Source organism: Gordonia alkanivorans (assembly GCF_004011905.1).
GTDB classification, from domain to species: domain Bacteria; phylum Actinomycetota; class Actinomycetes; order Mycobacteriales; family Mycobacteriaceae; genus Gordonia; species Gordonia alkanivorans.
In genome coordinates this window covers 2,688,712-2,714,723 of record NZ_CP027114.1, presented here as the reverse complement: position 1 = coordinate 2,714,723, position 26,012 = coordinate 2,688,712, and the positions used below count along the sequence as shown (strand labels likewise).

Here is a 26,012-nt window from a genome sequence, read left to right as displayed (position 1 = left end):
TTTCCGCCCCTCGAATCCGCCCCGGCCCGAGAAGCGCCCCTGATCTCCGCCCTCCAGCGCCGCACCGCGAGTGATATGCCGGCAGTGCTGTGGAGGGCACTTTTCGGGGGCGGTTCTCGACGCCGCGCGGAAACCGGGGGCGCTTTTCGGGGGCGGTTCTCGACGCGGGGCGGAAACCGGGGGCGCTTTTCAGGGGTGCATTTCAGCAGCCAAGAGGCCCAGGGGCTCAGTGCCTCAGAGCAATTGGCGCAACCGGGCGGCCATCTGACTCCACTGCCAGTTGTCGACGACGAAACGTCGTCCCGCGGCACCCATCTCGGCGGCAGTGGCCCGGTCGCCCAGGATCGACAGGATCGCCATCGCGACGGCGTCGACGTCGGTGCCGTCGACCGTCGTGCCGGTGACACCCTCGACGACCGTCTCCGGCGCGCCGCCGGACAGGCCGGCGACCACCGGCACGCCTGTGGCCGACGCCTCGAGGTAGACGATCCCGAGTCCTTCGACGTCGAGTCCTCCCCCGCGCGTGCGGGACGGCATCGCGAAGACGTCGGCGATGTTGTGGTACGCCGAGAGTTCCTCGGCCGGAACCGATCCCGTGAAGATCACCTGGTCCTCGACACCGGTCCGCGTCGCCAGTGCATGCAGCTTCTCCGCGTACGGCCCTCCGCCGACGATCACCAGGACGGCGTCGGGCATCGTTCGACGGATGAGCGGCAGCGCCCGGATCAGCACGTCCTGTCCCTTGCGCGGCACGAGGCGCGACAGGCACAGGATCGTCGGCCGGTCCCCCAGTTCGTGGCGGTCCCGGAACTTCTGCCGCAGAACAGGATCGGGCGAGAACCGCGCGACGTCGACGCCGGGCGGCAGGTATTCCAGTGCCGCGTGCGCACCGAAGGCCGACGCGAATCGACCTCGGGTGTACCGGCTGACGAAGGTGATGACGTCGGTGTGGCGACCGATGTGGCCCAGGACCTGACGCGCAACGGGGAGCATCGACCAGCCGACTTCGTGACCATGGGTGCTCGCGAGGATGCGCTGTGCACCAGCGCGCCGCATCGCGGGCGCGAGGACGGCCAGCGGCGCGGCCGCCCCGAACCAGACCGTCGAGATCTGCTCGCGCCGAACGATCTCCGCTGCACGCCGGGCGACAAACGGGGTCGGCAACATCAGCGTCGTGCGATGGCGGTACACCCGGTAGGGCGCCTCGGCGTCGAAGTCGATGTGCGATCGGCCGCGCCACCGCGGCGCATAGACGACGATGTCCTCCGGCGGGAGGAGATCGACCAGGTTCTGCAGGTACGACTGGATACCGCCCGGTCGGGGCGGAAAGTCATTGGTGATCAACAGGGTTCGCGCCATCAGCCGACCTGCCCGTCGAGCCATTTACCCCATCCGGTGATGAGCTCGTAGCGGCTGACACCGAGCGCGGCCCGGATGGCCGCATCCTGGCGAGCCGGGTCGGCGGTCGCCGCGACCCCGAGATAGAACCGCTTCAGGCGCTCCTCCCCGTAACGATCGGCGACGTACGCGGCCATCGACCATGCGCTCTGGTAGGCGAGCTGCGAGGTCGGGCCGTCCATCGCGAAGGCAGCATCGTCCGGCAGCGCGGTGGGAGTGTTTCCCGCCCGGACCGTCTCGGTCAGGTCGGGCGCAGCGTCCGCGAGGCGGCGATATGTGCCCTTGCGGCCGACATATTCGGCCACTCCCTCGGTGATCCAGAGGGGGGCGTCGAGAGCCGTTTGCGCGCGGGCCGCAACATGCGTGAGTTCGTGACGCAACACGACGGCGAGCGTCGGCGGGGCCAGATCATCGGCGGCCGGGGTGAAGACCACGCGCTGGCCGATGGCGGTGCGCCGAGGGAAATCCACCCGGCTGTAGACGGTCGCCGCGGCCGCCGCACCTATCGCGCCGCCTTGCCCGACCAGGGCGGCGAACTCGTCCTGGTCGGAGGTGGTCACGAGCACGGCGCGCCGATCCCAGGACTCTCCCCAGAAAGCGGTCACCGCGTCGACGGCGTCGGGCAGCAGCTTGCGCAGGTTCGCCGAAGCCGGGCTGGTGCGGAGATAGCGGGCGATCACCGACGTCCCGCCGGCGGTGGCGGCGTCGGAGACAGACAGTCCGGGCAGTTCCCACAGCTGGGGCGGGGTCGGCTCCCCGCCGAGTGCCCCCGTGTCGCCGACGAGCTTCCACTCGTCGCCGTAGCGGGCGACCACGAACTGGGTCGTCACGACGACCTCGGGTTCGTCGACACCGGGTGCGCGTTCACCACCGAGGGCGTAGCGCAGCTCCACCGGCGCCACCCAGGCGTCCGAACTACCGTTCGCGTCGAGAAGGCCTTGGACTTCGGCGGGTACCAGTGCCTCGGCCTCCTCCGTGGGGGCCAGCTGGTAGCGGAAACGGGCGAACTGCAACCGACCGTCGGAGTCTCCGCGGACAAACTGCCGGGGACGGAAGTTCTCCGCCGCGGTGACCCAGCGATTCTCGAACGCCGGGGTCGCCGCCTCGTCGAGCAGCGACCCGATCTTCTGCACCTCCCCGGAGGTGATCGTCGCGGTGAGGTCGTCCAGCAGGCGCGTCACGCCCTCGGCACGCTGTTGTTCGTAGGGATTGGCCGGGGTCGACGTCGTCGAGGGGCTGCCACGGGAGATCGACCCGTCGGCCGCGGACGGCTCCTGGCCGCCGCATCCGGTGGTCACACCGATGAGCAGCACGACCGCGGACGCGAGCGTCGGGCGCCAACGCCCGCGGAGTGAAACCACCAGTGGAGTCTAGAACCGACGGCCGGAGTTGAACGGACCGGCCTCGTCGAGCGGGACGACCTTGACCGGGACACCGAAGGTCGAGGCGTGGATGACGTATCCGTCACCGACGTACATCCCGACGTGGTGGGCGTCCGGGTAGTAGATGACCAGGTCGCCGGCCTTGAGGTCCTCGCGGGACACCGGCTGACCGCCGGCCAACTGCGCCTCACTCGACCGCGGGAGGGTCTTGCCGGCCTGCTTGTAGGCCCACACCATCAGACCCGAGCAGTCGAACGAGCTCGGGCCGGTCGCGCCCCACACGTAGGGATCGCCGATGCGCGTCAGCGCGGCTTGGACCGCGACGAGTGCGGCGGCGGTGCCCTTGGGGACGATCCGCGGGTCGAAGTCGAACTTCGGACCGAGGAGGGCGGCGAGCTGCTTGCCGGTCATCGACTGGTAGATCGCGCGGATCTGGATCGCCTGCATCTGCAGGTCGGCCTGCTTGGTCTGGAGGTCTCCGCGGACCCGTTCGGCGCGCGAGACGGCCTCCGACGCCGCGAGTGCGGTCTGGTCGGCGTCCTTCTTGGCGGCCGCGGTGCGGGCGCGGACCTTCTTGATGGCGGTCAGGTCGGAAGCGGCCTGCCGCGAGATCATGTCGAGTCCCGACATCTGGTCGAGCAGCGCCTGGGGCGAGTCGCTGACCATCACCGCGTAGAGACCGCTGACGCGGGCGCCCTGGTAGCTGGCGCGCACGATGGCGTCGACCCTGGCCTGGTAGGAGGCGAGCTGCTCACGGCTGATGTCGAGTTTGCGCTGGGCGTCGGCCGCGGCCCGCTTGGCCTGCGCAACGATCGAGCGCTGCTTGTCGTACTCGATCTTGGCGTTGTGCATCGCCTCGGTGGTCTTCTCGGCCTCGGTGCCGAGCTGTTTGTATCGATCGAGAAGCTGATCCGCCGATCGCGCGGGCGCGGCCTGGGCCTGCCCGACGCCGCCGGTCGTCAGCGGGACGACGGTCACGATCGCCGCCAGCAGACACAAGGCGAGCATCATCGGGCCCGATCGAGCGCGCAGACGCATCGCGTTCACTAGTCCCTCCCCGGAAAGCACGGTCCAGTCACTCCTCTACCGCTTCGTTCCTCCCCCGCGGACCACCCTAAGTTCCCCCGATGGCCCCCGAGACTGGATCGGGCGGATCGCACAAAGCTCGCGACCCGCCCTCTCCTGATGCTCTTGTTCAGTTGGTCTCAGTACCGCCGGATACCGGTGAGCTGCCATTCCTTGACCGCGTCACGCTTCACGGGCGTGCCGTAGGTCGAGGAGTGGACGAACTGTCCGTTTCCGACGTAGATGCCGGCATGGCCGCCACCGTTGAAGATCATCACGTCGCCCGGCTTGGCCTCGCTGTAGGAGACCGCGCGCCCGCCACCGAGCTGGCCGTAGCTGTCACGGGGGATGTTCTTGCCGGCCTGCTTGTAGGACCAGTAGACGAGACCCGAACAGTCGAAGGCGTTGGGGCCGGCCGAACCGTACGAGTACGGCGAGCCGATCTTGCTCTCCGCAGCCTTGACGGCCTTCTGGCCGGCGGTCAGCTGAGGCTGCCCGAGGGGGGCGCCACCATGCGGACGGAACTGCTGCGGGATCTGGTTCTGACCGATACCCGGGATGGTGAACTGGCCGACGTTGGGGATCTCGACCGTGGCAGCCGGCGACTTCGCGACGGGCTTGGGTGCCGGGGCCGCTTCCGGGGCCTTCTGCTCACCGGGCAGTGCCGGGATCTCGAAGGTACCGAGCGGGGTGTGGACCGGGGCTGCAAGAGCAGGGCCGGCCGCGGCAGCGAGCGAACCGAGCGTGATCGATCCAGCGATCACCGCCTTCTTGGCAACCGTGCTCCCACGATTGGGCTGTTCCAAACGATGTTTGGCCACGAAGCGAGTTCTCCTTCAGTTTCTCCCTGTACCGCCGACCGAGTTAGCTGTCGGGTTCGGGCCGGAAGAGTGGCCCTACGCGTTTTCGGCACAGCCGTATCCCAGAAGGACACGTTTGCGCGTTGACGCGATTCACCCCGATCGGGACAGTCTCAGCTGGTCGTGTCAGTACCGACATCCCTGGCCGCGCTGCCCGAAGTAAGTGGTTCCCCGGTTCGCCCGTGAGGGCGATTGAGCGGTGACTTGTGCGGACCACTTCTGTTGAAGCGGGACGCTCCGCAAAGGTCTCAGAAAGGTTACGAAATCGTCGGCGCTGTGTCCACTAGGCACCGGACACGCAGTTCGCCACCGCTTCTCAGCCCGCCCGGAGTTCGGTCGACGAGATGACGCGAAATGGCTTCTGACGTGCAGTTTTATCGGTTCTTGCAGATCGTGCAGCGGCACTGGTGACCATTGCAGCCGACTGCAACACATCGATCGCGAGGTCCAGTTCCGCATCGTCGTCGAGGGCCTGCACCGTTACCGAAGCTCCACCTTCAACGGGTGCATCGTCCCAGTTCGGGCCACCGAAAAGCACGGTCATCATGCACCCGTCACAGGCGACGGGGCGGGCCGGGCAGGTTGCGCAGTCGACATGCATCGTGTGATCTCCATCTCATCTGGCCGCCGGAGGCGTTTGAACTCCGGATCGGGCGGGTCACGGCGGGCGATTTCGGCGCCGTCGGCGTCGATCTCTCACTTCGAGATGGAGACTAGGGACCACCACCGACAAACTCGCTCGCACAGTGTTCGACACATGCGTCACACGAGTAACAGGTGACGTCGGCGTACGTCCGCGCCGCGGCCCCGGGACCGAAACGGAACGAACGATCGGGGTGTCACATCCGCCGTGTCGGTGCGTCGAACTAATGTTCGCCTCGTGACGCGCAGGGATGGTGGCGGTGCAGCCGCAGGACAGGTGATCTCGGGACAGCTGACCTTCGCGGATCTCGAGGCCGCCGACCAGGCCACCGGCGGCGACGCCATGTCGAGCGAGTTCAGCGATCGCGCTCTGTTCGACACCACGCTCGTCGTCGTCGACCTCGAGACCACCGGCTCGAATCCCGCAGGCGACCGCATCACCGAGATCGGCGCGGTGAAGATCCGCGGCGGCGAGGTGATCGGCGAGTTCGCCACCCTCGTCGATCCCGGCCGGCCCATCCCTCCGCAGATCGTCACGCTCACGGGGATCACGACGGCGATGGTCACCGACGCCCCCCGGATCGAATCTGTGCTGCCCTCGTTCCTCGAGTTCGCCCGCGGCGCGATCCTGGTCGCCCACAACGCGCGCTTCGACATGGGGTTCCTGCGGCAGAACGCCCTCCGGCTCCACCTGGACTGGCCGTTCAGCCTCAGCCTCTGCACCGTGACGATGGCCCGTCGCATCCTGCCCCGCGACGAGGCGCCCACGGTCAAGCTGAGCGCACTCGCCGAACTCTTCGACGTCTCGGTCCGTCCGACCCACCGGGCCCTGGACGACGCCCGCGCCACCGTCGAGGTCTTCCACCGTCTCCTCGAGCGCGTCGGGAATCAGGGCATCTCGACGGTCGGGGAACTCACCTCCTATCTGCCGCGCACCGATCCGCGCCTGCGGGCCAAACGTCAGATGGCCGACCGTGTGCCCGCGCGGCCGGGCGTCTATCTCTTCCGCGGACCGTCGAACGAGGTCCTCTATGTCGGCACCGCGGTGGACCTCCGACGCCGCGTCCGTTCCTATTTCTCCGGCAGCGATCCCCGACGCCGCATCACCGAGATGGTCCTGCTGGCCGAGCGCGTCGACGTCGTCGAGTGTTCTCACGCGCTCGAGGCGGCCGTCCGCGAGCTGCGATTGCTCGCTGCCCACGCGCCGGCCTACAACCGGCGTTCGACGCAGCCCCACAAGGGATGGTGGGTGACGCTCACCGAGGAGCGCTTCCCGCGCCTCAAGGTGAGCCGCACGCCCACCGACGAATCCATCGGTCCGGTGGGCAACCGCAACAACGCGGCGACGGTGGCCGACGTGATCGCCGCGGCCGCCGGACTGCGCACGTGCACCAAGCGCCTCGGCGCCACCGGGTACCACTGGTGCCCCACTCCCGATGGCGTCCGTCAGCCCGGGGGATGCCATGCCGCCGCGGCGCAACCCCAGACCGTCCCGGATTACCTGCCGCGCGTGACCGCGGCCCGCCGGCTGATGCGCGGGGAGACCGACGACCTCCTCGACGAGCTGACCGCGCGCCTCGCCGAACTCTCCGAGGCGCAGATGTTCGAGACCGCCGCCCGCCATCGCGACCGGCTCGCGCTGACCATCGACGCCCTGGCGCGGTGTCAGCGGCTGGCCGCACTGTGCGCGATCGCCGAAATCGTCGTCGCCCGTCCCGATGAGGAGCGCGGCTGGCATTTCGCCGTCGTCCGTCACGGACGGCTCGCGGCGGCCGGGCGTGCACGGCGGGGCGTCTCCCCCATGCCGGTCGTCGACGCTCTCGTCGCCGCCGCCGAGACGGTCATCCCCGAGCCCGGGCCGCTGCGCGGAGCCCCGGCCGAGGAGGTCGCACTGATCTATCGGTGGATGACCGAACCCGGGGCCCGCATCGTGTCCACCACTGATCCCGTGGCACTCCCGGCGGGTTGCGCCGAACGCCGGCGCGGCTGGTCACAATCCGCGCGAGACGCCCGCTCCGTAGCCCGCGCCGTTGTGCACCGGACACCACGGGCGGCGCAGCACTCGCCGATCCGCGAGCTCGTGGCCACTAGGCTTGCGCCATGATCACTGCCATCGTCCTCATCCAGGCCGACATCCACCAGATCCCGGAGACCGCTCAGGCCGTGGCCGACATCGCCGGCGTCGAAGAGGTGTACTCCTGCGCGGGCGACGTCGACCTCATCGCGAAGATCCGCGTCCGCGATCACGAGCACATCGCATCCGTGGTGACCGGGCAGATCAACCGACTGCCCGGAGTGCTCAAGTCCGCCACCCACATCGCGTTCCGCAGCTACTCCAGCTCGGACGTGGAGGGTGGCTTCTCGATCGGCGAGAACTAACCGCGGGCGGCCGCCCCCAGCTGAGTGCTGAGCGCGGCCCATCGGTCGAGCAGCGCCGCCGCCGCACCCGAGTCGATGGCGTCGGCGGCGCGATCCTTGGCGGCGCCGAGCGCCTCGGTCAGCTCGACCGAGGTCATCGGGCCCTGCTGTTCGAACGCCACGATCGCGCCGGCGGAGTTCAGCAACACCGCGTCGCGTACGGGACCTGTTGTCCCCGAGAACAATTCGCGCGCGATAGCAGCGTTCGCGACCGCATCGCCGCCCTGCAGCGCGGACAGCTCCACGCGAGCGATGCCGAGATCGGCCGGGTCGATGCTGAGCTGGGACACCTGGCCGCCGACGACCTGCCACACCGTCGAGGTGGTGGTCGTGGTGAGTTCGTCGAGGCCGTCGTCGCCGCGCACCACCAGAGCCGAGCCGCCGCGATCGGCGAACGCGCTGGCGAGAACCGGGGCGAGGTCGGCGAAGGCGCAGCCGATGAGGCCGGAGGTGGGCCGGGCCGGATTCGTCAGCGGTCCGAGCACGTTGAACACGGTCGGGATGCCGATCTCCTTGCGCGGCGGCCCCGTGAACCGGAAGGCCGGGTGGAACACCGGCGCGAAGCAGAACCCGATGCCCAGTTCCTCCACACACTGCGCGACCGCGTCGGCCGACAGGGTGATGTCCACCCCGAGCGCCTCGAGTACGTCGGCACCGCCGCTCTTCGACGACGCCGCGCGGTTCCCGTGCTTCACGACCGGGACTCCGGCGGCCGCGATCACGATCGAGGTCATCGTGGAGATGTTGACGGTGTGCGACCGGTCGCCGCCGGTGCCGACCACGTCGACCGCCGGACGGCTCACCTCGACGAGCGTCGCATGGTCGAGCATCGCCTGCGCCAGCCCGACGAGTTCGCCGGGCGCCGCGCCCTTCATCTTCACGCCGACACCGAAGGCGGCGATCTGGGCGCCGCTGGCGCTGTCGGTCATGATCTCGTTCATCGCCCACCCCGCCTCTTCGGCGGACAGGTCGATGCGATCGGTGATCTTGCCGAGGATCTGCGGCCAGGTGAAGGCAGACTGTGCGGTACTCACAGGCAGAGAGCCTAGTGCCCCGCCCCGCCCGGCGGACGCTGCAGTACGGACCATCGTCGTGCGATTCCGCCGTGGCGGGAGCCCAGACTCGCCATCCGGGACCGTTCCTGGGACAGATGCATGGCGTCGAGCAACTGGACCCGCGCCAAGACGAGAACCTCGAGCCGATCGTCGACGGTCTGCGGCCGCGGCCCCCAACGCTCGTCGTCGACCACCTCGTACCCGTCGAGAGCGGCCACCGCGGCGGCGTCGGCGAGCCGATCCGCGGGCACCTCCAGATCGTGGCGGAGGATGACCTCTTCCTCGGCCCGCCACGACGACGCGTCGAGGGCCGTCGACGAGGCGATCGCGTCGTCGTCCGAGCCGGCGACGACCACCACGTCGTCGGCGAGCCCGAGCGGGCCGGTGCCGCCACCGCCCCGCAGCCGGGATCGCAGGCGCGCCAGGCGACCCCGGGCGACGACCCGCCCGTTGAGGTCGCGGGGACCGGAGGAATCCGAACTCGACATGAACTCACCGTAGCCACCGCGTCATGGACGGGAACAGAGCGTCGGAGAGGGTGTGCGGACACGCCGGAGACGACATGACATGGCCCCCGACCTGCAGCGGAATAAAAAGGCGAACCCAATATCCGACCCGGGTGGCCACCGCTTACTACGAACCGTCATACTTCACATGTGACAAGCGCTGTAGGTACCTCAGGGACTGCGATAACCTCGCGCGTGCACTCGCTGAACCGGCCCAACATGGTCAGCGTCGGCACGATCGTCTGGCTGTCCAGTGAGCTCATGTTCTTCGCTGGCCTCTTCGCGATGTACTTCGTCGCCCGGGCCAACTCCGCCGTCGGGTGGCCGCCGCCACCGACCGAGTTGAATCTCGCCCTCGCCATCCCGGTGACGACGGTGCTGATCCTCTCGTCGGTGACCTGCCAGATGGGCGTCTTCGCCGCTGAGCGCGGTGACGTCTTCGGCCTCCGCCGCTGGTACGTGATCACCCTCATCATGGGCACGATCTTCGTCCTCGGTCAGGCGTACGAGTACACCGTGCTCGTCGGCCACGGCACGACCCTGGCCTCGGATGCGTACGGCTCGGTCTTCTACATGACGACAGGCTTCCACGGCCTCCACGTCATTGGCGGACTGATCGCCTTCGTCTACCTGCTCATCCGCACCAAGCTCTCGAAGTTCACCCCGGCGCAGGCAACCGCCGCAATCGTTGTCTCCTACTACTGGCACTTCGTCGACATCGTCTGGATCGGACTGTTCGTCACGATCTACTTCATCCGATGACCCCGTCGACCCCGCGCGACGCGCGATCCGCCACCTCAGAGCGCAGCTCGCTCTAGATCTCCACTCCGTCCCGCTTAGTAGAGAGTCACAGATGAGTTCATCTCCACCGCGACCGTCGGACAGCGGCACCGACACCCGCCGCGCCAAGGCCCGACGCAAGCTCCGTCGCCGCGCAAGCGGTACCATCGTGCTGCTGGCCGGTCTGGTCATGGCCGGTGTGCTCGCCTCGGTTCTCACCCCCGACCCCCAGGTCGCGGTGGCCGACGAGAGCAACGCCGCGATGATCAACGACGGCCGCAAGCTCTACGAGACCTCGTGCATCACCTGTCACGGCGCCAACCTCCAAGGTGTCGTCGATCGTGGTCCCGCACTGCTCGGCGTCGGCGATGCCGCCGTGTACTTCCAGGTGTCGACCGGCCGTATGCCGGCCGCGCGTGGTGAGGCACAGGCGCAGCGCAAGCCCGCCAAGTTCACCACCGAACAGATCGACCAGCTCGGCGCCTTCATCCAGGCCGAGGGCGGCGGACCGCAGGTCCCGCGTGACGCCAACGGCGAGGTCGCCTCGAGTTCACTCCGCGGCGACAGCATCGGTCGAGGCAGTGAGCTGTTCCGCCTCAACTGCGCGTCCTGCCACAACTTCACCGGTCGTGGCGGCGCCCTGTCCTCGGGTAAGTACGCACCCGTGCTCGACGGAGTCGACGAGGCGCAGATCTACACCGCGATGCTGACCGGCCCGCAGAACATGCCCAAGTTCTCGAACCGGCAGCTGAATCCGGAGGAAAAGAAAGACATCATCGCCTACGTCAAGTACGTGACCGAGGCCCAGCCCAGCGGCGGACTCGGACTGGGCGGCTTCGGGCCGGTCAGCGAGGGCATGGTGATGTGGTTTGTCGGCGTCATCGCCATCGTCGCAGGCGCCATGTGGATGGGATCTCGAGCATGAGCGGCAGTGACAAGGACGTCCCGTCGAGGGACGAACTGGAGCAGATGAGCACCGAGGAGCTCGTCAAACTCGGTACCAATCTCGACGGTGTCGAGATCATCCATCGGGCCGAGCGGTACCCCGAGCCGGGTACGAAGGTCGAGAAGCGCGCCGAGCGCCAGGTCGCGATCTGGTTCACGATCGCCGGCATCTCCGCCCTCGCCTGCCTGGGCATCTTCCTGTTCAACCATTGGGAATTCGCCCTTCCGGACGACCCGAACTACTGGTGGTACACGTTCAACACGCCGCTTCTCGGCGCGACGTTCGGTCTCTCGGTGCTCGCCATCGGCATCGCGATGATCCTGATCACCAAGAAGTTCATCCCGTCGGAGATCTCCGTCCAGGACCGCCACGACGGCGGTTCGGCCGAGATCGACAAGAAGACGATCGTCGGACTCCTGCAGGACACCGGCACCACCTCGACCCTGGGTCGTCGCAAGATGCTCATCGGTTCGGCCGGTTTCGGTCTGGGCGCCTTCGCGCTGACCGGTCTCGTCGCCTTCCTCGGTGGCTTCATCAAGAACCCGTGGGCCGAGCGGGAGAACTCTCCCCTGTGGCACTCGGGCTGGTCGCCGATCTACAACTCGAAGGCCGACCCCAACGAGACGATCTACCTGCGTCGCGACACGGGCAATCCGTACCAGGTCGCCCTGGTCCGTCCCGAGGATCTCGACGCCGGCGGCATGGAGACCGTCTTCCCGTGGCGTCGTTCCAACGGGTTCGGCGAGACCGAGCACTCCCGTCACGCGCTGATGGAGAGCCTGCACGAGGTCCGCAACCCCGTCATGCTCATCCGCCTGCGTCCCGAGGACGCGGCCCGCGCCATCAAGCGCCAGGGTCAGGAGAGCTTCAACTACGGTGACTACTTCGCCTTCACCAAGGTCTGCAGCCACCTCGGTTGCCCCGCCTCGCTGTACGAGCAGCGGAGCAATCGCATCCTGTGTCCCTGCCACCAGTCGCAGTTCGACGCGCTCGAGTACGCCAAGCCGATCTTCGGACCGGCTGCCCGCGCTCTCGCACAGCTGCCGATCACGGTGAACAACGAGGGTTACCTCGTTGCGGCAGGCGACTTCATCGAGCCCGTCGGACCGGCATTCTGGGAGCGTAAGTCATGACCATCGCAGACCGTCTCGGCACACAAGCCGAGGAAGTGGACTCGCGGTATCACCTCGCCGCGGGTATGCGTCGCCAGATCAACAAGGTGTTCCCCACCCATTGGTCGTTCATGCTGGGTGAGATCGCGCTCTACAGCTTCATCATCCTGCTGATCTCGGGTGTCTATCTCTCGCTGTTCTTCGATCCGTCGATGACGCAGGTCGTCTACGACGGCGCGTACCAGCCGCTCAACGGCGTCATGATGACCAAGGCGTACGAGACCACCCTGGACCTCTCCTTCGAGGTTCGCGGTGGCCTGTTCGTCCGCCAGATCCACCACTGGGCAGCACTGCTGTTCGCCGCGTCGATCATCATCCACATGGCGCGCATCTTCTTCACCGGTGCGTTCCGCCGGCCGCGTGAGGCCAACTGGATCATCGGCTGCCTGCTGCTGATCCTGGCCATGTTCGAGGGCTTCTTCGGCTACTCGCTCCCCGACGACCTGCTCTCGGGCACCGGCGTCCGCGCCGCGATGAGCGGCATCGTCCTCGGCATCCCGGTCGTCGGTACCTGGATTCACTGGGCGCTGTTCGGCGGGGACTTCCCCGGCGACATCATCATCCCGCGCCTGTACGTGCTGCACATCCTGCTCTTCCCGGGCATCATCCTGGCTCTGATCGGCGCTCACCTGGCGCTCGTCTGGTACCAGAAGCACACGCAGTTCCCCGGCCCCGGCCGCACCGAGAAGAACGTCGTCGGTGTCCGGATCATGCCGGTGTTCGCGGCCAAGGCCGGCGCGATGTTCGCCTTCGTCACCGGTGTGCTGGCCATCATGGCCGGCATATTCCAGATCAACCCGGTCTGGAACATCGGCCCGTACAACCCGGCACAGGTGTCAGCAGGCTCGCAGCCGGACATCTACATGCAATGGACCGACGGTTTGATCCGTCTGTTCCCGGCATGGGAGCTGTACCTCGGCAACTACACCGTGGTGATGTCGAACTGGGTCGTCCTGATCATGACCATCATGTTCGGTCTGATGTTCGCCTACCCGTGGATCGAGAAGAGGCTCACCGGCGACGACGCTCACCACAACCTGCTGCAGCGTCCGCGTGACACCCCGGTGCGTACCGCGATCGGTGCGATGGCGTTCTCGTTCTACATCCTGCTGACGCTGGCGTGCATGAACGACATCATCGCGTTCAAGTTCCACATCTCGCTCAACGCGACGACGTGGATCGGTCGAATCGGTCTGATCATCCTGCCGCCGCTGGTGTACTTCATCGCATACCGCTGGGCGATCTCGCTGCAGCGCAGCGACCGCGAGGTCCTGGCACACGGCATCGAGACCGGCATCATCAAGCGCCTGCCGCAGGGTGAGTACATCGAGCTGCACCAGCCGCTCGGCCCGGTCGACAGCCACGGTCACCCGATCCCGCTCCCCTACGAGGGTGCCGCACTGCCGAAGCGGATGAACAAGCTCGGCTCCGCGGGTGCCCCGGGTACGGGTTCGATCCTGACCGCCGACCCGCCGGAGGAGCAGTTGCGCCACGTCGAGGTCGAGCACGAGCTCGAGGCTGCGGAGCGCAAGGCTCTTCGCGATCTCCAGGCCAAGGGTGGCAATCCCTTCGACGAGTAGTAACCACACGAGACAGCGGGCCGTCGCGCACCATCAGGTGCACGGCGGCCCGCTGTTTTGTCCCGCTCCCCTCCCCCACCATGCCGGGCCCGTCGGCTCCGACGGACACGGCGCGGATGTGGCACGGTGGACACCATGCGCCGGTTACGACATCGTGGTTCCGGCCTGTCCCAGATCACCCGCGGGATGGGCACTCTCGACGCCGAGATCTACGACACGATCGCCCGGTCGCCGAGCCCGCTGCTGGACAAGACGATGCCGGTGCTGACCCATGCTGCCGACCACTCGAAACTCTGGATGGCGATCGCAGCCGGTCTGGCCGTCTCCGGCCGGCCGTCACTCCAGCGGGGAGCCGCCCGAGGAGTGGCCTCGCTGGCCGTCACCAGTCTCGTGACCAATCAGGGCGCCAAGCGGATTCGACGCCGTGCACGTCCTTCTCCGGGGCTCATTCCGGTCCCTCGTCGCGGACGTCGGCAACCGACGTCGAGCTCGTTTCCCTCCGGACACTCCGCCAGCGCCGCAGCCTTCGCGGTGGGGGTGGCTGTCGAGAGTCCGCCCGCAGGTCTGCTGCTGTCGGCGCTGGCCGGCCTCGTCGGACTCTCCCGCGTCGCGACCGGCGCCCACTACCCCGGTGATGTCGTGGTCGGGCTCGGAATCGGTGCCACGGTCGCGACACTGGGAACCCGGGTCGTACCCCCGATCACCCGCCCGTCGATATCTCTCGCCGACCCGACGGTCGTCGAGGCGGAGCCGCGCCCGGACGGCGCCGGTCTCGTCGTGGTCGTGAACCCTGCCTCGTCGGACGGACGGGGTCGTCGGGTTCTGGATGACATCCGGGACGCCCTTCCCGCGGTCGAGATCGTCGAGCTCGGCGAAGATGACGACGTCGCAACGGTATTCGCCGAAGCCGCGGCGCACGCGTCGATCCTCGGCGTCGCCGGCGGAGACGGCACGGCCGCCTGTGCGGCGCGCGCGGCCATCGACGCGGACCTGCCGCTCGCGGTGTTCCCGGCCGGTACCTTCAACCACTTCGCGCGCGACATCGGTTGTGGCACGGTCGAGGACACCGTCGGTGCCATCGCCACCGGTTCGGTGTCCCGGGTCGACGCGGTGTGGCTCAACGACTCCCGGCTGATCCTGAACACGGCGAGCATCGGCGCGTACCCGCATTTCGTGCGAATCAGGGAGCGTCTCCGGCATCGCATCAGCCGTCCGCTCGCCACCGCCACCGCGATCTTCCGGGTGATCCGCCAGGACGCCCACGTCTGCATCGAGGTCGACGGACGGATCCTCGACGTCTCCCTGTTCCTGATCGGCAACTCGATCTACCAGCCCACGGGATTCCTCCCCACGCGGCGCCTACGGCTCGACGACGGCCTGCTCGACGTCCGGATCCTGGAGACCGGTCACCGCTGGGCGACTCTGCGGCTCTTGGGATCTCTCGCTGCCGGCCGTCTCGAGCGCTCCCGGCTGTACCACGAGATGCAGGTCCCCGAATTCCGGTTCACCGCCGTCGGCGGCCCGGTGGCCGTGTCCCACGACGGTGAGGTCGAGGACAGCTTCACCGACGCCCACTTTCGTGTGGACTACCGCAGACTCAAGGTGTACGTCCCGTGCGCCGATGATCCGACGGTCCCCCAAAGCCGCTGACACAGACAAAAAGACGACGCCCCACCCTGGAGGTGGGGCGTCGTCTGTACTGGTTCTTGCGAGCGCTCAGTGCTTCTCGGGACCGACGTGGTACTCGAAGACGAGACCGGCGGCAGCACCCATGATCGCCACGGCCGCGAAGATCGCGAGCCACCAGTTGCCGGAGGCGAAGCCGACGGCGAAGGTGGAGGCGCCGAGGGCGATCAGGATGGGCCACCAGGAATGCGGGCTGAAGAAGCCCAGCTCGCCGGCGCCGTCCTCGATCTCGGCATCTTCGTAGTCCTCGGGGCGGATCTCGACGCGCCGCGACACGAACCGGAAGAACGTGCCGGCGATGAGCGTCAGGCCCGCTGCGAAGAACAGGCCGACGACGCCGACCCACTCGATGCCCTTGCTGGTGAACGCGGTGAAGAGGGTGTACGCGACACCGGTCAGCGCGAAGAAGGCTGTCAACATCTCGAAGAGTCGGGCTTCGATCTTCATCGTCAGCTCTCCTTCTTGGTGCAGTTGGCGAGGGTCGGGTCATCCGGGTTGCCGGATGCGGTCACCGAACCGTCGGACTTGCGGCGGCTGTCGAAGGGAACCGTGGTGACGGCTTCCGGAGCCTGGCAGATCGACGCGAGCGCCTCGGCGTTGGTGGCCTCGGGGTTCGACTGACGGAAACGGATGTAGCTGTCGAAGTCCTCGGGAGAGACCGCGCGGACCTCGAAGTTCATCATCGAGTGGTAGGTGCCGCACATCTCGGCGCAGCGACCGACGAATGCTCCGGTCCGGTCGATCGAGCCGATCTGGAAGATCGGGTCGGTCGAGTTCTCCTTCGGGAACGGCATCACGTCGCGCTTGTACAGGAACTCCGGTACCCAGAACGAGTGGACGACGTCGGCCGAGGCGATGTTGAACTCGATGCGCTTGCCGGTCGGAAGCACCAGGACGGGGATCTCCGTCGACGATCCGAGGGTCTCGATCTTGTCGAACTTCAGGTAGTCGCGGATGTCGTCGTCACGGCCGCCGGCGGGGCCGGGCAGCTCGCCACCGTGCTCACCCTCGACCTCGGGCTCGGCGACGGCCTTGCCGGCCTGCTCCTGGACCTGGAACGGGTTACCCGCGGCCTCGAAGCCGTCGTAGGTCGATCCGTCGCTGAAGATGACCTTGTTGTAACCGAACTTCCAGTTCCACTGGAACGCCGTGACATCGACCACGACCTTGGAGTCGTCGTTCTTGCCCTCGACGTCGTTCTGCACGATCACGGTGAAGTAGAACAGCACCGCGATGATGACGAACGGGATGGCCGTATAGGTGAGCTCCAACGGGACGTTGTACGCCGTCTGACGCGGGAAGACGCCCTTCTTGGCGTCGTTCGCACGATGGAACGTGATCGTCCAGAAGATCAGGGCCCAGACCAGAATGCCCATCACGAGTGCGGCGATGACGGACCAGGTCCAGAGATCGACCATCTTCTTACCCTGGGGCGTGACGCCCTCGGGCCAACCGAAACGCATCGCCTCATTGGCGTCACATCCCGACATCAGCAGTGCGCCGAGTCCGAGAGCGACGACGATTCCCAGTCGCTTCATCGTCTGCGACGCGGATGAGACACGCCGCGCTCGGGGCCGTCCACCGTGTGCCAATTTCACGCCTTCCTGCTCGCTCACCGGCGCCCTCGCGCCGCAGTGAGTGCATGCCACATGACCTGCAAGGGCAAGTACCCGCCGTGGACACACGACGAGAGCCTTGCACCTAGTACTACGCAGCGTAGACCAACCGGGAGAAGCTTTCGTGATTGGGGTTTGATCCGGTCGTGTCCGAGCCCTCCAGGTCGGAATCCCGCTGGTGGCTCAGGCATACTCGGACGCGACCCGACGCCCGTCGGGACCTGTGCTCGCGACGAGATTGGGGAGAAGCCAACGTGTGTGGTCTGCTCGGCCTTCTGACTTCCGACCGGACGGCCGCCGAGGTCGTCGACGCGGTGGCGGTGGCCTCGCACTGCATGCGGCATCGCGGCCCCGACGAGCCCGGCACCTGGCACGACGAGAACATCGTCTTCGGCTTCAACCGCCTGTCGATCATCGACATCGAGCACTCCCACCAGCCGCTGCGCTGGGGCCCGCCGGAGAACCCGAACCGGTACGCCCTGGTCTTCAACGGCGAGATCTACAACTACCTGGAGATCCGCGCCGAGCTCACCAAGGACGAGGGTGCGATCTTCCGCACCGAGGGCGACGGCGAAGCCATCGTCGCAGCTTTTCACCACTGGGGTCCCGACGCCGTGCGCCGTCTCCGCGGCATGTTCGCGTTCGCCATCTGGGATACCGAGAATCGCTCGCTGTTCCTCGCGCGTGATCCGTTCGGCATCAAGCCGCTGTTCGTCGCGTCGGGTCCGGGCGGACTCGTCTTCGGCAGCGAGAAGAAGTCACTCCTCGAGCTCATCGAACGCGTGGGCCTGTCGAAGGACCTGGACCCGCGGGCCGTCGAGCACTACACCGTGCTGCAGTACGTCCCCGAACCCGAGACCATTCACGCGTCGATCCGCCGGCTCGAGTCGGGTTGCCACGCGACCGCCTCCCCCGGCGGCCCGCTGTCGATCCGCCGCTACTTCACGCCGCAGTTCGGCGTGAAGCCGTTCACCGACGCCACACGTCAGAAGCGCTACGACGAGATCGCCGACGTCCTGGCGGACTCGGTCGCCAAGCACATGCGTGCCGATGTGACCGTCGGCTCGTTCCTGTCTGGCGGCATCGACTCGACGGCCATCGCCGCGCTGGCGATCCGCCACAACCCCGACCTGATCACCTTCACCACCGGCTTCGAGCGCGAGGGCTATTCGGAGGTCGACGTCGCCGCCGAGTCGGCGGAGGCGATCGGCGCGAAGCACGTGGTGAAGGTCGTCGGACCGTCGGAGTTCATCGAGGCGCTGCCCTCGATCGTGTGGTACCTCGACGACCCGGTCGCCGACCCCGCCCTGGTCCCGCTCTACTTCGTCGCGGCCGAGGCACGCAAGCACGTCAAGGTCGTGCTGTCGGGTGAGGGCGCCGACGAACTGTTCGGCGGCTACACCATCTACAAGGAACCGCTCTCCCTCGCGGCGTTCGACCGTCTCCCCCGCCCGCTGCGCCGGGCGGCCGGCAAGATCTCCGACCGCATCCCGGAGGGCACCCGCGGCAAGAGCCTGCTGCACCGCGGTTCGCTCACCCTCGAGGAGCGCTACTACGGCAACGCCCGCAGCTTCGACGATGCGCGGCTCCGCGCGGTGCTGCGCGACTACCGCCCCGATTGGACCCACACCGACGTCACCGCCCCGATCTACGCGATGAGCGAGGGCTGGGACCCGGTGGCCCGCATGCAGCACCTCGATCTCTTCACGTGGCTGCGCGGCGACATCCTGGTGAAGGCCGACAAGATCACGATGGCCAACTCCCTCGAGCTCCGCGTTCCGTTCCTCGACCCCGAGGTCTTCGCGGTCGCCGAGCGCCTCCCCCACGACGAGAAGATCGCGCACGGCACCACCAAGTACGCCCTGCGCAAGGCGCTCGAGCAGATCGTCCCGGCGCACGTCTTGCACCGCAAGAAGCTCGGCTTCCCGGTCCCGATCCGCCATTGGCTCGCCGGCACCGAGATGTACGACTGGGCCCACGACACGATCGTCAAGAGCCAGACCGACCACATCTTCGACAAGAACGCGGTCATCGCGATGCTCAACGAGCACCGGGAAGGCGTGGTGGACAACAGCCGTCGTCTGTGGACGGTGCTGATCTTCATGATCTGGCACGGGATCTTCGTCGAGGGCACGATCGTGCCGGACATCGTCGACCACACGTACCCGGTCCGCCTCTAGTACCGCGCCTCGCCGAAAAGCGCCCCGGAGAACGCGTCAGTGGGCCAGTTTGAGGCCGACCACGCCACCGACGATCATCACCAGGCACAGCGCCTGAATCAGCGAAACGGGTTGCTCACCGGTCAACATCGCGTAGACGACGGTCAGCACCGCGCCGATGCCGACCCAGACCGCGTAGGCGGTACCCACCGGCAGGTCGCGCATCGCGTATGCCAGACCGGCCATGCTGATGGCGAGTGCCACGAAGAAGACCACGGACGGCGCGAGCTTGGTGAATCCCTCGGACTTGCCGAGCGCGGTGGCCCAGACGGCCTCGAAGACACCGGACAGCACCAGGATCAACCATGACATGACAGCCTCCCTGCGGGCCGTCTTGTCGCACACCGGGTACAGCACCCCTCGTCCGGGAGTCCAGTAGAACGGACTCTGCCTCCACGTTGGCACACCGTCGATCACGACGGCAATGTCAGACCGGTCACCGCCGGCGGAAACGACGAAAACGGGTGGCACAGGCCGAAGCCCGCGCCACCCGTTCCGAAAGAGGTTCTCAGAAGGCGGCTTTGATCTCCGCCGCGGCCTCGGCACCGTATGCACCCTCGATACGGGCGAGTGCGGACTCGATGTCCCAGGACCAGTCCTGCGTCGACACCGTCTCGAGCACCAGCACGGCGACCATCGAGCCGACCTGAGCGGCGCGCTCGAAGCCGAGCCCCTTGGACAGCGCGGACAGGAAGCCGGCGCGGAACCCGTCGCCGACGCCCGTCGGGTCGACCTTCTCGGTCTCCGGGACCACCCCGACGTGGATGCTCGTACCGTCGCGCTCGACGATCTCGACGCCGTCCTTGCCGAGGGTGGTGACGCGCACGCCGACCATCTCGGCGACCTGCGTCTCGGACAGGCCGGTCTTCTGGCGCAGCAGGCCCCACTCGTACTCGTTGGTGAACAGGTAGTCGGCACCTTCGATGAGCGTCCGGGCCTGTTCGCCGTCGAGGCGGGCGAGCTGCTGGCTGGGATCGGCGGCGAACGGGATACCGGCGGCACGGCAGGCCTCGGTGTGGCTGAGCATGCCCGCCGGGTCGTCGGCGCCGATCAGCACGAGTTCCGGCGTCCCGGTCTCGGCGATGACGTCGGCCAGCGAGATGTCGCGACTCTCACTCATGGCGCCCGCGTAGAACGTGGCGAGCTGCGCCATCGTCTCGTCGGTGGTGCACATGAAGCGAGCGGTGTGATGGGTCTCGGAGACCCGGACGCCACGGCAGTCGACGCCGTTGGACTCGAGCCACTTGCGGTAGTCGTGGAAGTCCGAGCCGACCGCGCCGACGAGCACGGGGTTACCGCCGAGCTGGCCCATGGCGTAGCAGATGTTGCCCCCGACGCCGCCGCGCCGGACGACGAGGTCCTCCACGAGGAAGCTGAGAGAGATGTGCTCGAGGTGATCGCCGAGCAGCTGCTCGGAGAACTTTCCGGGGAACTTCATCAGATGGTCGGTTGCGATGGAGCCGCATACAACGATTGCCACTGGCGTTCTCAGCCCTTCGGTTGGTTGGTCGGACAGCTGTCCACGCTACCCACTCCCCCGACACACGACACCGGCCGCATCCCGAATCGGGATACGGCCGGTGTCGGAAGACGTGTTCGACTCAGTTGAACGAGTCACCGCAGGCGCAGCTGCCGGTGGCGTTCGGGTTGTCGATGGTGAAGCCCTGCTTCTCGATGGTGTCGACGAAGTCGATGGTGGCGCCCTGGACGTAGGGAGCACTCATGCGGTCGACGGCCAGCGTGACGCCGCCGAAGTCCGAGGTGATGTCGCCGTCGAGGGTGCGATCGTCGAAGAAGAGCTGGTAGCGCAGACCAGCGCATCCACCCGGCTGCACGGCGATGCGCAGCGCGAGGTCGTCGCGACCTTCCTGCTCGAGCAGTGCCTTGGCCTTGGCGGCGGCTGCGTCGCTCAGGATGATGCCGGTGGCAGTGCTCGTTTCGTTCTGCACGGTCATTGATGCTCCTGTAGTGGTGTGGTCCCGGTGTGACGTGGTCCGATCACGTCGCGGAGCCCTCTGCCCGCGCATGATCGGGAAACACCCCGCTCGCCGGGAGGTCGACCGGTTGTGCCCGTGCGTACAACCGTACTCCTTCCAGGACTATTCCCGCCTATTCGGACCTGGTTTCCATGCGGCTCGTCGCACGCTCGTCGCCTGCCCGACCGGCAGGAGAAAATCACCTTGCGAAAGAGCCGGCAACCGCCTCCGCAAGCTTCACGAGCTGGTTCTCGGCGTCGCTCATCGCGACCTCGACCGAACCGGCGACGTCGACGATGGCGTGCGCACCCGCGATCCCGGCCTCCTCGACCTCGGCCGGGGACAGCGCGACCTGTCCCGCGAGTACCAGGGTCCGCGCGCCGGCACCCCCTGCGCCCGATGTCGACGCGGCGTGGTGCAGGGCCGATACGACCTTCCCGCGGAGTGTCTGGGCGTCGAACTTGCCCTCGCCGGTGATGACGAGGTCGGCGGCCGCGACGTCGTCGGTCAGGTCGGTGGCGTCGGCGACGACGGTCGCCCCGGACACGCGACCACCGCCCAGGGCGAGAAGCGCGGCGCCGAGCCCGCCCGCGGCACCCGCACCGGCGTCGGCGGTGATGTCCCGTCCGGCGAGCTCGTTCAGTGTGACCGACCACTCGGTGAGCCGCTTCTCGAGGAGTTCGACGGTCTCGGGGTCGGCGCCCTTCTGCGGCCCGAACACCGTGGCCGCACCCAGCGCACCGAGCAGCGGATTCTCCACATCCGAGGCCACGACGATCTCGACCCCGGTGAGTCGCTCGCGCGCCGCTTCCGGGCCGCCGAGGGCGTCGACGAGTCCCGCGCCGCCGTCGGTGGTGGAGCTGCCGCCGAGTCCGACGACGAGGCGTCGTGCGCCGCGCGCCAGGGCCGCCGCGACGAGTTCGCCGACACCGTGTGTGGTGGCGGCGACCGCGGTCCGCGGGGTCGGCCGGCCGCCCAGTTGATGAAGACCGCAGGCCTGGGCGCATTCGACGTATGCGGTCGACGACGCGGCGTCGAAGAGCCAGCGCGCGGTGACGCCCGCGCCGAGCGGACCGTGCACGTCCTCGGTGACGAGGGTGCCGAATCGCGAGGCCAGGACGTCGACGAACCCCGGACCGCCGTCGGATTGCGGTGCGCGGACGAGGGAGTCGTCGGGCCGGGCGGCCGCCCAGCCGCGGGAGATGGCGTTCGCGGCCACGACGGCGGACATGGTGTCGCCGAAGGAGTCCGGCGCGATCAGGATGCGCAAACGCCGACTTCCGTCCCGGGTCATGAGCACGAAGTATAGGAGCGCCGTGGCCACCCGGCAGGGTGACCGATTCGGGCGCCCGCGAGGGTCCACCGAAAAGCGACGACCACGCGTTTCGACCGCGACCACGATCACCTACCCTCGTAGGCGTGAAGCTGCCATGGAAGAAGGACGAGACGTCGGAGGAATCCGGCGAGAGCACGGTGACCACGTACGCCGCCGACGACGCGGCCACCGAGGACTCCGCGCCGGCCAAGGGCAGCAAGACCACCCCCGGAAAGGGCCGCCCGACCCCCAAGCGTCGTGAGGCCGAGAAGCGCCGTGGGCCCGTCGCGCCGCCGCCGACCACCCGGTCCGAGGCCCGCGCGCGCAAGAAGGAACTGAAGAACACGCTCTCCAAGGACGAGAAGAAGCAGCTCGCCGCGGAGCGCCGCGCCAAGCGCCTCGAGCAGCGCGAGCGGATGATGGAGGGCGACGAGGCCTACCTCATGCCTCGCGACAAGGGCCCGGTCCGTCGTTACACCCGCGACATCGTCGACGCGCGCCGCAACTTCGCAGGCCTGTTCATGCCGTTCGCGATCCTGCTGATCGTGCTGATGTTCATGGTTCCGCAGGCAGCCGCGCTCACCAACCTGATCCTCGTCGCCTTCGTCGTCCTGATGGCCGTCGACGGCTTCATCCTGGGCCGTCTGGTGAATCGCCGTGTGGCCGAACGCTATCCCGACTCGCAGGACGGCGGTTTCAAGCTCGGCTGGTACGCGTTCACCCGTGCGATGCAGCTCCGGAAGATGCGTGCGCCCAAGCCCTCGGTGTCGCGCGGCGACGAAGTCTGATCGATGGCCGATCGCGCTACGCGCACACTCGTCCTGGGCGGTGTGCGTTCGGGTAAATCCGCCCACGGCGAGTCGCTGCTCCGCGCGCATCAGCAGATCCGGTACCTGGCCACCGGTCCGGTGACCACGTCCGACGCCGAGTGGACGGCGCGGGTCAACACGCACAGGCAGCGTCGGGACGCCCGCTACACGACAATCGAGACCACCGACCTCGCCGAGGCCCTCCGCGCGGCACCCGACATCCCGGCCCTGGTCGACGACCTCGGCAGCTGGCTCACCGCGCGGATCGACGCCGTCGACGGCTGGGAATCGGGTTCGGGGATCGACCTCGACGCCGACATCACCGAACTCTGCGACTCGCTGCGGGCGATGAACGCCGACGTGGTGCTGATCAGTTCCGAGGTCGGGCTCTCGCTGGTTCCCCCGACGCCGGCGGGCCGGTTGTTCCAGGACCTGCTGGGCACTCTGAACTCGGCGGTGGCACAGGCGTGCGACCGGGTGTCTCTCGTGGTCGCCGGCCGCGTACTCGACCTGCCCGCCGACCCGTCTGCCGAAGACCACACCGGTGCAACGGTTTCCGCGGCACCCGCACCCGCCGTCGCGCCGGTCCCGACGGCACCGGTGGCGACTCCCGCCCCGGTCACGCCCGGACCTGTCGACGAGCCCACACCCGTCACGACCGCCGCCGAGCTCCCCGATCCCACCGACGCCGAGGTCTTCGGACCGATCACGCCCCCGAGCGAGGCGGTCGCCTTCGAGGCCCGCGAGCGCCAGAAGACGCTGACCAAGCCGCCGGGTTCGCTGGGACGCCTCGAGGAGATCGGGGTCTGGATCTCCGCGTGCCAGGGGCAGTGCCCGCCCGCGCCGATCACCTCGCCGAGCGTCGCCGTCTTCGCCGGCGATCACGGCGTCGCGCGCGGCGGTGTGTCGGCGTTCCCGCCCGAGGTCACCGCGCAGATGGTCGCCAACATCTCCTCGGGTGGCGCCGCGGTCAACGTGATGGCCGCTCGTGTCGGAGCCACGGTGATGGTCGTGGACATGTCCGTCGACGCCGACACATCTCCCCATCTCTCGACGTTCAAAGTCCGCCGCAGCAGCGAGGATCTACGCACCACCGACTCGATCACCCTCGCCGAGGCCCGCGCGGCGCTGGCCGCCGGCCGGGCGATCGCCGATCGGCTCATCGACTCCGGCAGCGACCTGCTGATCGCCGGCGAGATGGGCATCGGCAACACCACCCCGGCAACCGTCCTGATCGGTGCGCTCACGCGACGCGAGCCGGTCGAGATCGTCGGGCGCGGAACAGGTGTCGACGACCACGGCTGGATGCGGAAGACCGCCGCGATCCGCGACGGCATGCGCCGGGCCCGCAAGGTCGTGCACGACCCGCTCGCCCTCCTCGCCGCCGTCGGTGGCGCCGACCTGACGGCCACCGCGGGTTTCCTCGCGCAGGCCGCGCTCCGGCGCACGCCCGTCATCCTCGACGGCGTCGTGATCACCGCGGCCGCGATGGTCGCCAACGAACTCGCACCCGGCGCCATGCGCTGGTGGATCGCCGGGCACCGCTCGGTGGAGCCCGCGCATCAGATCGCGCTCGATCACCTCGATCTCGAACCGGTCCTCGACCTGTCGATGCGCCTCGGCGAGGGCAGTGGCGCGGTCCTGGCGCTGCCGGTCGTGCAGTCGGCCGCCGACATCCTCATCTCGATGGCGACCTTCGCCGAGGCCGGGGTGACCGACCGCGACGACGCGGCCGTTCCCGAAGCCGCCGAGTCGTCCTGACACCCACGACATGTCCGGTCGCGCGATGACGTCGCCGCTGCGGGCGGTCCGGACCGCGTTGAGCTGGATGACCGTCCTCCCCGTCGGTACGGGGGCCGATGCGGAGGAGACACCGGATCGCGCGGTGGGCGGTGCGGTGATGTCCGCACTCCCCGTCGTCGGCATCGTGGTGGGTGCCGCAGCGGCGGCCCTCGCGTTCGGGGTGTCGTTCACCGACCTCCCCACCGCACTCATCGGCGCTCTCGTCGTCGTCCTGACCGCGGCGCTCACGCGGGGAATGCATCTCGACGGCCTGGCCGACACCGCCGACGGACTCGGTTGTTACGGACCGCCGGAGCGGATCGCCGAGGTCATGCGCAGCGGCACGGTCGGTCCGTTCGGCGTCGCGACCCTGGTGCTCACACTGGGCGTACAGGCCGCCGGGTCGACCGGCCTCGTCAGCGAATCCCGTTGGTACGAGCTCGCTTTCGCCATTGCCCTGGGACGGCTGGGAGCTGTGGTCGGTACCCGGCGATCGATCTCCCCGGCTCATCCGAACGGCTTCGGCGCCCTCGTCGCCGGCACGCAGCGGTTGTCGATCTCGGTGTGGGGTCTTCTCGCCGCCGTAGCCACGGTCCCGATCGGATTGCGCGACAATGGATTCGACGCCGCCGCGGTGGTACAGGCGCTCGTCGTCGTTCTCGCGGTCGTGGTGTTCGCGTGGGTCTTCACGCGGCACTGCGCGCGACGCATGGGCGGTCTCAACGGCGACGTGCTGGGGGCGACCATCGAACTCGGTGTCGCCCTCGCCCTCGTCGGCCTGCTCATCTGAATCGCCGCCCAGAAT

The 26,012-nt window shown here is 68.1% G+C and carries 24 protein-coding genes and 2 riboswitches; of the genes, 11 read left to right on the top strand and 13 right to left on the bottom strand.

Annotated elements, in window-relative coordinates:
• Positions 1-234: 234 nt before the first annotated feature.
• The 5 genes from C5O27_RS12300 to C5O27_RS12280 form a co-directional block, all read right to left on the bottom strand.
• A complete protein-coding gene (locus C5O27_RS12300) occupies positions 235-1,359 on the bottom strand; it encodes a glycosyltransferase family 4 protein (protein ID WP_127962822.1) in 1,125 nt (374 codons plus the stop codon).
• On the bottom strand, positions 1,359-2,759 hold the full coding sequence (locus C5O27_RS12295; protein ID WP_127962821.1) for a gluzincin family metallopeptidase: 1,401 nt from the start codon (positions 2,757-2,759) through the stop codon (positions 1,359-1,361). Before C5O27_RS12295 ends, C5O27_RS12300 begins: the two co-directional genes overlap by 1 nt.
• 9 nt (positions 2,760-2,768) lie before the next feature.
• On the bottom strand, positions 2,769-3,818 hold the full coding sequence (locus tag C5O27_RS12290) for a C40 family peptidase (RefSeq protein WP_040003903.1): 1,050 nt from the start codon (positions 3,816-3,818) through the stop codon (positions 2,769-2,771).
• 167 nt (positions 3,819-3,985) lie between these two features.
• Entirely contained in the window at positions 3,986-4,666 is a 681-nt protein-coding gene (locus C5O27_RS12285; RefSeq protein WP_006356842.1) for a C40 family peptidase, read from the bottom strand.
• Positions 4,667-4,683: 17 nt separating this feature from the next.
• A riboswitch (cyclic di-AMP (ydaO/yuaA leader) is annotated at positions 4,684-4,914 on the bottom strand.
• Positions 4,915-5,021: 107 nt separating this feature from the next.
• A complete protein-coding gene (locus tag C5O27_RS12280; protein WP_230461808.1) occupies positions 5,022-5,252 on the bottom strand; it encodes a hypothetical protein in 231 nt (76 codons plus the stop codon).
• Positions 5,253-5,585: 333 nt separating this feature from the next.
• Between C5O27_RS12280 and C5O27_RS12275 the strand changes: the two genes are divergently transcribed.
• Both C5O27_RS12275 and C5O27_RS12270 read left to right on the top strand, forming a co-directional pair.
• Positions 5,586-7,451, top strand: coding sequence for a DEDD exonuclease domain-containing protein (locus C5O27_RS12275; protein WP_006356840.1), 1,866 nt, complete (start codon positions 5,586-5,588; stop codon positions 7,449-7,451).
• The gene (locus tag C5O27_RS12270) at positions 7,448-7,726 is read left to right on the top strand and encodes an Lrp/AsnC family transcriptional regulator (protein ID WP_005200119.1); all 279 of its coding nucleotides are present in this window, start codon (positions 7,448-7,450) and stop codon (positions 7,724-7,726) included. Before C5O27_RS12275 ends, C5O27_RS12270 begins: the two co-directional genes overlap by 4 nt.
• Here the strand turns inward: C5O27_RS12270 and trpD are convergent.
• Both trpD and C5O27_RS12260 read right to left on the bottom strand, forming a co-directional pair.
• The gene (trpD, locus tag C5O27_RS12265; RefSeq protein WP_006356839.1) at positions 7,723-8,799 is read right to left on the bottom strand and encodes an anthranilate phosphoribosyltransferase; all 1,077 of its coding nucleotides are present in this window, start codon (positions 8,797-8,799) and stop codon (positions 7,723-7,725) included. The two genes, C5O27_RS12270 and trpD, sit on opposite strands and share 4 nt — an antisense overlap.
• 11 nt (positions 8,800-8,810) lie before the next feature.
• Entirely contained in the window at positions 8,811-9,308 is a 498-nt protein-coding gene (locus C5O27_RS12260; RefSeq protein ID WP_006356838.1) for a hypothetical protein, read from the bottom strand.
• A gap of 168 nt (positions 9,309-9,476) precedes the next feature.
• On the opposite strand from C5O27_RS12260, the gene ctaE reads away from it, so the two are divergent.
• The 5 genes from ctaE (at position 9,477) to C5O27_RS12235 (ending at position 15,454) form a co-directional block, all read left to right on the top strand.
• Positions 9,477-10,088 (top strand): aa3-type cytochrome oxidase subunit III, encoded by a 612-nt coding sequence (gene ctaE / locus C5O27_RS12255; protein ID WP_075864057.1) that lies wholly within the window; start codon positions 9,477-9,479, stop codon positions 10,086-10,088.
• A gap of 91 nt (positions 10,089-10,179) precedes the next feature.
• Positions 10,180-11,031 (top strand): cytochrome bc1 complex diheme cytochrome c subunit, encoded by an 852-nt coding sequence (gene qcrC / locus C5O27_RS12250; protein WP_006356836.1) that lies wholly within the window; start codon positions 10,180-10,182, stop codon positions 11,029-11,031.
• On the top strand, positions 11,028-12,185 hold the full coding sequence (qcrA, locus tag C5O27_RS12245) for a cytochrome bc1 complex Rieske iron-sulfur subunit (protein ID WP_006356835.1): 1,158 nt from the start codon (positions 11,028-11,030) through the stop codon (positions 12,183-12,185). Before qcrC ends, qcrA begins: the two co-directional genes overlap by 4 nt.
• Positions 12,182-13,804 (top strand): cytochrome bc1 complex cytochrome b subunit, encoded by a 1,623-nt coding sequence (gene qcrB / locus C5O27_RS12240; protein WP_006356834.1) that lies wholly within the window; start codon positions 12,182-12,184, stop codon positions 13,802-13,804. The genes qcrA and qcrB overlap by 4 nt, the downstream gene beginning before the upstream one ends.
• 135 nt (positions 13,805-13,939) lie before the next feature.
• Positions 13,940-15,454 (top strand): bifunctional phosphatase PAP2/diacylglycerol kinase family protein, encoded by a 1,515-nt coding sequence (locus tag C5O27_RS12235; RefSeq protein WP_081474294.1) that lies wholly within the window; start codon positions 13,940-13,942, stop codon positions 15,452-15,454.
• A 66-nt stretch (positions 15,455-15,520) separates the two neighbouring features.
• Here the strand turns inward: C5O27_RS12235 and C5O27_RS12230 are convergent, their stop codons facing one another.
• Both C5O27_RS12230 and ctaC read right to left on the bottom strand, forming a co-directional pair.
• On the bottom strand, positions 15,521-15,937 hold the full coding sequence (locus C5O27_RS12230) for a cytochrome c oxidase subunit 4 (protein WP_005200127.1): 417 nt from the start codon (positions 15,935-15,937) through the stop codon (positions 15,521-15,523).
• A 2-nt stretch (positions 15,938-15,939) separates the two neighbouring features.
• Entirely contained in the window at positions 15,940-17,028 is a 1,089-nt protein-coding gene (ctaC, locus tag C5O27_RS12225; RefSeq protein ID WP_006356832.1) for an aa3-type cytochrome oxidase subunit II, read from the bottom strand.
• A gap of 332 nt (positions 17,029-17,360) precedes the next feature.
• Here ctaC and asnB point away from each other — a divergent pair, with 332 nt between their 5' ends.
• On the top strand, positions 17,361-19,286 hold the full coding sequence (gene asnB / locus C5O27_RS12220; protein WP_006356831.1) for an asparagine synthase (glutamine-hydrolyzing): 1,926 nt from the start codon (positions 17,361-17,363) through the stop codon (positions 19,284-19,286).
• Between the two features lie 36 nt (positions 19,287-19,322).
• Here the strand turns inward: asnB and C5O27_RS12215 are convergent, their stop codons facing one another.
• The 4 genes from C5O27_RS12215 to C5O27_RS12200 form a co-directional block, all read right to left on the bottom strand.
• Complete coding sequence (locus tag C5O27_RS12215; protein WP_035752779.1) at positions 19,323-19,637, bottom strand: DMT family transporter; 315 nt, start codon at positions 19,635-19,637, stop codon at positions 19,323-19,325.
• An 11-nt stretch (positions 19,638-19,648) separates the two neighbouring features.
• Positions 19,649-19,716, bottom strand: a riboswitch (guanidine-III (ykkC-III) riboswitch).
• Positions 19,717-19,833: 117 nt separating this feature from the next.
• Positions 19,834-20,805: a carbohydrate kinase family protein gene (locus C5O27_RS12210; protein WP_187346541.1), complete on the bottom strand. Its 972-nt coding sequence runs from the start codon at positions 20,803-20,805 to the stop codon at positions 19,834-19,836.
• A gap of 121 nt (positions 20,806-20,926) precedes the next feature.
• Positions 20,927-21,280 carry a HesB/IscA family protein gene (locus C5O27_RS12205; protein WP_006356828.1) on the bottom strand — a complete coding sequence of 118 codons (354 nt, stop codon included), beginning with the start codon at positions 21,278-21,280 and terminating at the stop codon, positions 20,927-20,929.
• A gap of 220 nt (positions 21,281-21,500) precedes the next feature.
• The gene (locus C5O27_RS12200; RefSeq protein ID WP_006356827.1) at positions 21,501-22,571 is read right to left on the bottom strand and encodes a glycerate kinase family protein; all 1,071 of its coding nucleotides are present in this window, start codon (positions 22,569-22,571) and stop codon (positions 21,501-21,503) included.
• A gap of 149 nt (positions 22,572-22,720) precedes the next feature.
• Here C5O27_RS12200 and C5O27_RS12195 point away from each other — a divergent pair, with 149 nt between their 5' ends.
• The 3 genes from C5O27_RS12195 to C5O27_RS12185 are packed head-to-tail and all read left to right on the top strand — an operon-like array spanning position 22,721 to position 25,997.
• Complete coding sequence (locus C5O27_RS12195; RefSeq protein WP_006356826.1) at positions 22,721-23,404, top strand: DUF3043 domain-containing protein; 684 nt, start codon at positions 22,721-22,723, stop codon at positions 23,402-23,404.
• 3 nt (positions 23,405-23,407) lie between these two features.
• A complete protein-coding gene (gene cobT / locus C5O27_RS12190; RefSeq protein WP_006356825.1) occupies positions 23,408-25,186 on the top strand; it encodes a nicotinate-nucleotide--dimethylbenzimidazole phosphoribosyltransferase in 1,779 nt (592 codons plus the stop codon).
• 25 nt (positions 25,187-25,211) lie between these two features.
• Positions 25,212-25,997, top strand: coding sequence for an adenosylcobinamide-GDP ribazoletransferase (locus tag C5O27_RS12185; RefSeq protein ID WP_040003902.1), 786 nt, complete (start codon positions 25,212-25,214; stop codon positions 25,995-25,997).
• The last annotated feature ends 15 nt before the right edge of the window (positions 25,998-26,012 follow it).

Excerpts from the sequence above, each read along its gene's own strand:
- C5O27_RS12300 (WP_127962822.1), bottom strand. The coding sequence starts at position 1,359 with ATGGCGCGAACCCTGTTGATCACCAATGACTTTCCGCCCCGACCGGGC.
- C5O27_RS12290 (WP_040003903.1), bottom strand. The coding sequence starts at position 3,818 with ATGCGTCTGCGCGCTCGATCGGGCCCGATGATGCTCGCCTTGTGTCTG.
- C5O27_RS12280 (WP_230461808.1), bottom strand. The coding sequence starts at position 5,252 with ATGATGACCGTGCTTTTCGGTGGCCCGAACTGGGACGATGCACCCGTT.
- C5O27_RS12270 (WP_005200119.1), top strand. The coding sequence starts at position 7,448 with ATGATCACTGCCATCGTCCTCATCCAGGCCGACATCCACCAGATCCCG.
- C5O27_RS12260 (WP_006356838.1), bottom strand. The coding sequence starts at position 9,308 with ATGTCGAGTTCGGATTCCTCCGGTCCCCGCGACCTCAACGGGCGGGTC.
- qcrC (WP_006356836.1), top strand. The coding sequence starts at position 10,180 with ATGAGTTCATCTCCACCGCGACCGTCGGACAGCGGCACCGACACCCGC.
- qcrA (WP_006356835.1), top strand. The coding sequence starts at position 11,028 with ATGAGCGGCAGTGACAAGGACGTCCCGTCGAGGGACGAACTGGAGCAG.
- qcrB (WP_006356834.1), top strand. The coding sequence starts at position 12,182 with ATGACCATCGCAGACCGTCTCGGCACACAAGCCGAGGAAGTGGACTCG.
- C5O27_RS12235 (WP_081474294.1), top strand. The coding sequence starts at position 13,940 with ATGCGCCGGTTACGACATCGTGGTTCCGGCCTGTCCCAGATCACCCGC.
- C5O27_RS12230 (WP_005200127.1), bottom strand. The coding sequence starts at position 15,937 with ATGAAGATCGAAGCCCGACTCTTCGAGATGTTGACAGCCTTCTTCGCG.
- ctaC (WP_006356832.1), bottom strand. The coding sequence starts at position 17,028 with ATGAAGCGACTGGGAATCGTCGTCGCTCTCGGACTCGGCGCACTGCTG.
- C5O27_RS12215 (WP_035752779.1), bottom strand. The coding sequence starts at position 19,637 with ATGTCATGGTTGATCCTGGTGCTGTCCGGTGTCTTCGAGGCCGTCTGG.
- C5O27_RS12205 (WP_006356828.1), bottom strand. The coding sequence starts at position 21,280 with ATGACCGTGCAGAACGAAACGAGCACTGCCACCGGCATCATCCTGAGC.
- cobT (WP_006356825.1), top strand. The coding sequence starts at position 23,408 with ATGGCCGATCGCGCTACGCGCACACTCGTCCTGGGCGGTGTGCGTTCG.
- C5O27_RS12185 (WP_040003902.1), top strand. The coding sequence starts at position 25,212 with ATGACGTCGCCGCTGCGGGCGGTCCGGACCGCGTTGAGCTGGATGACC.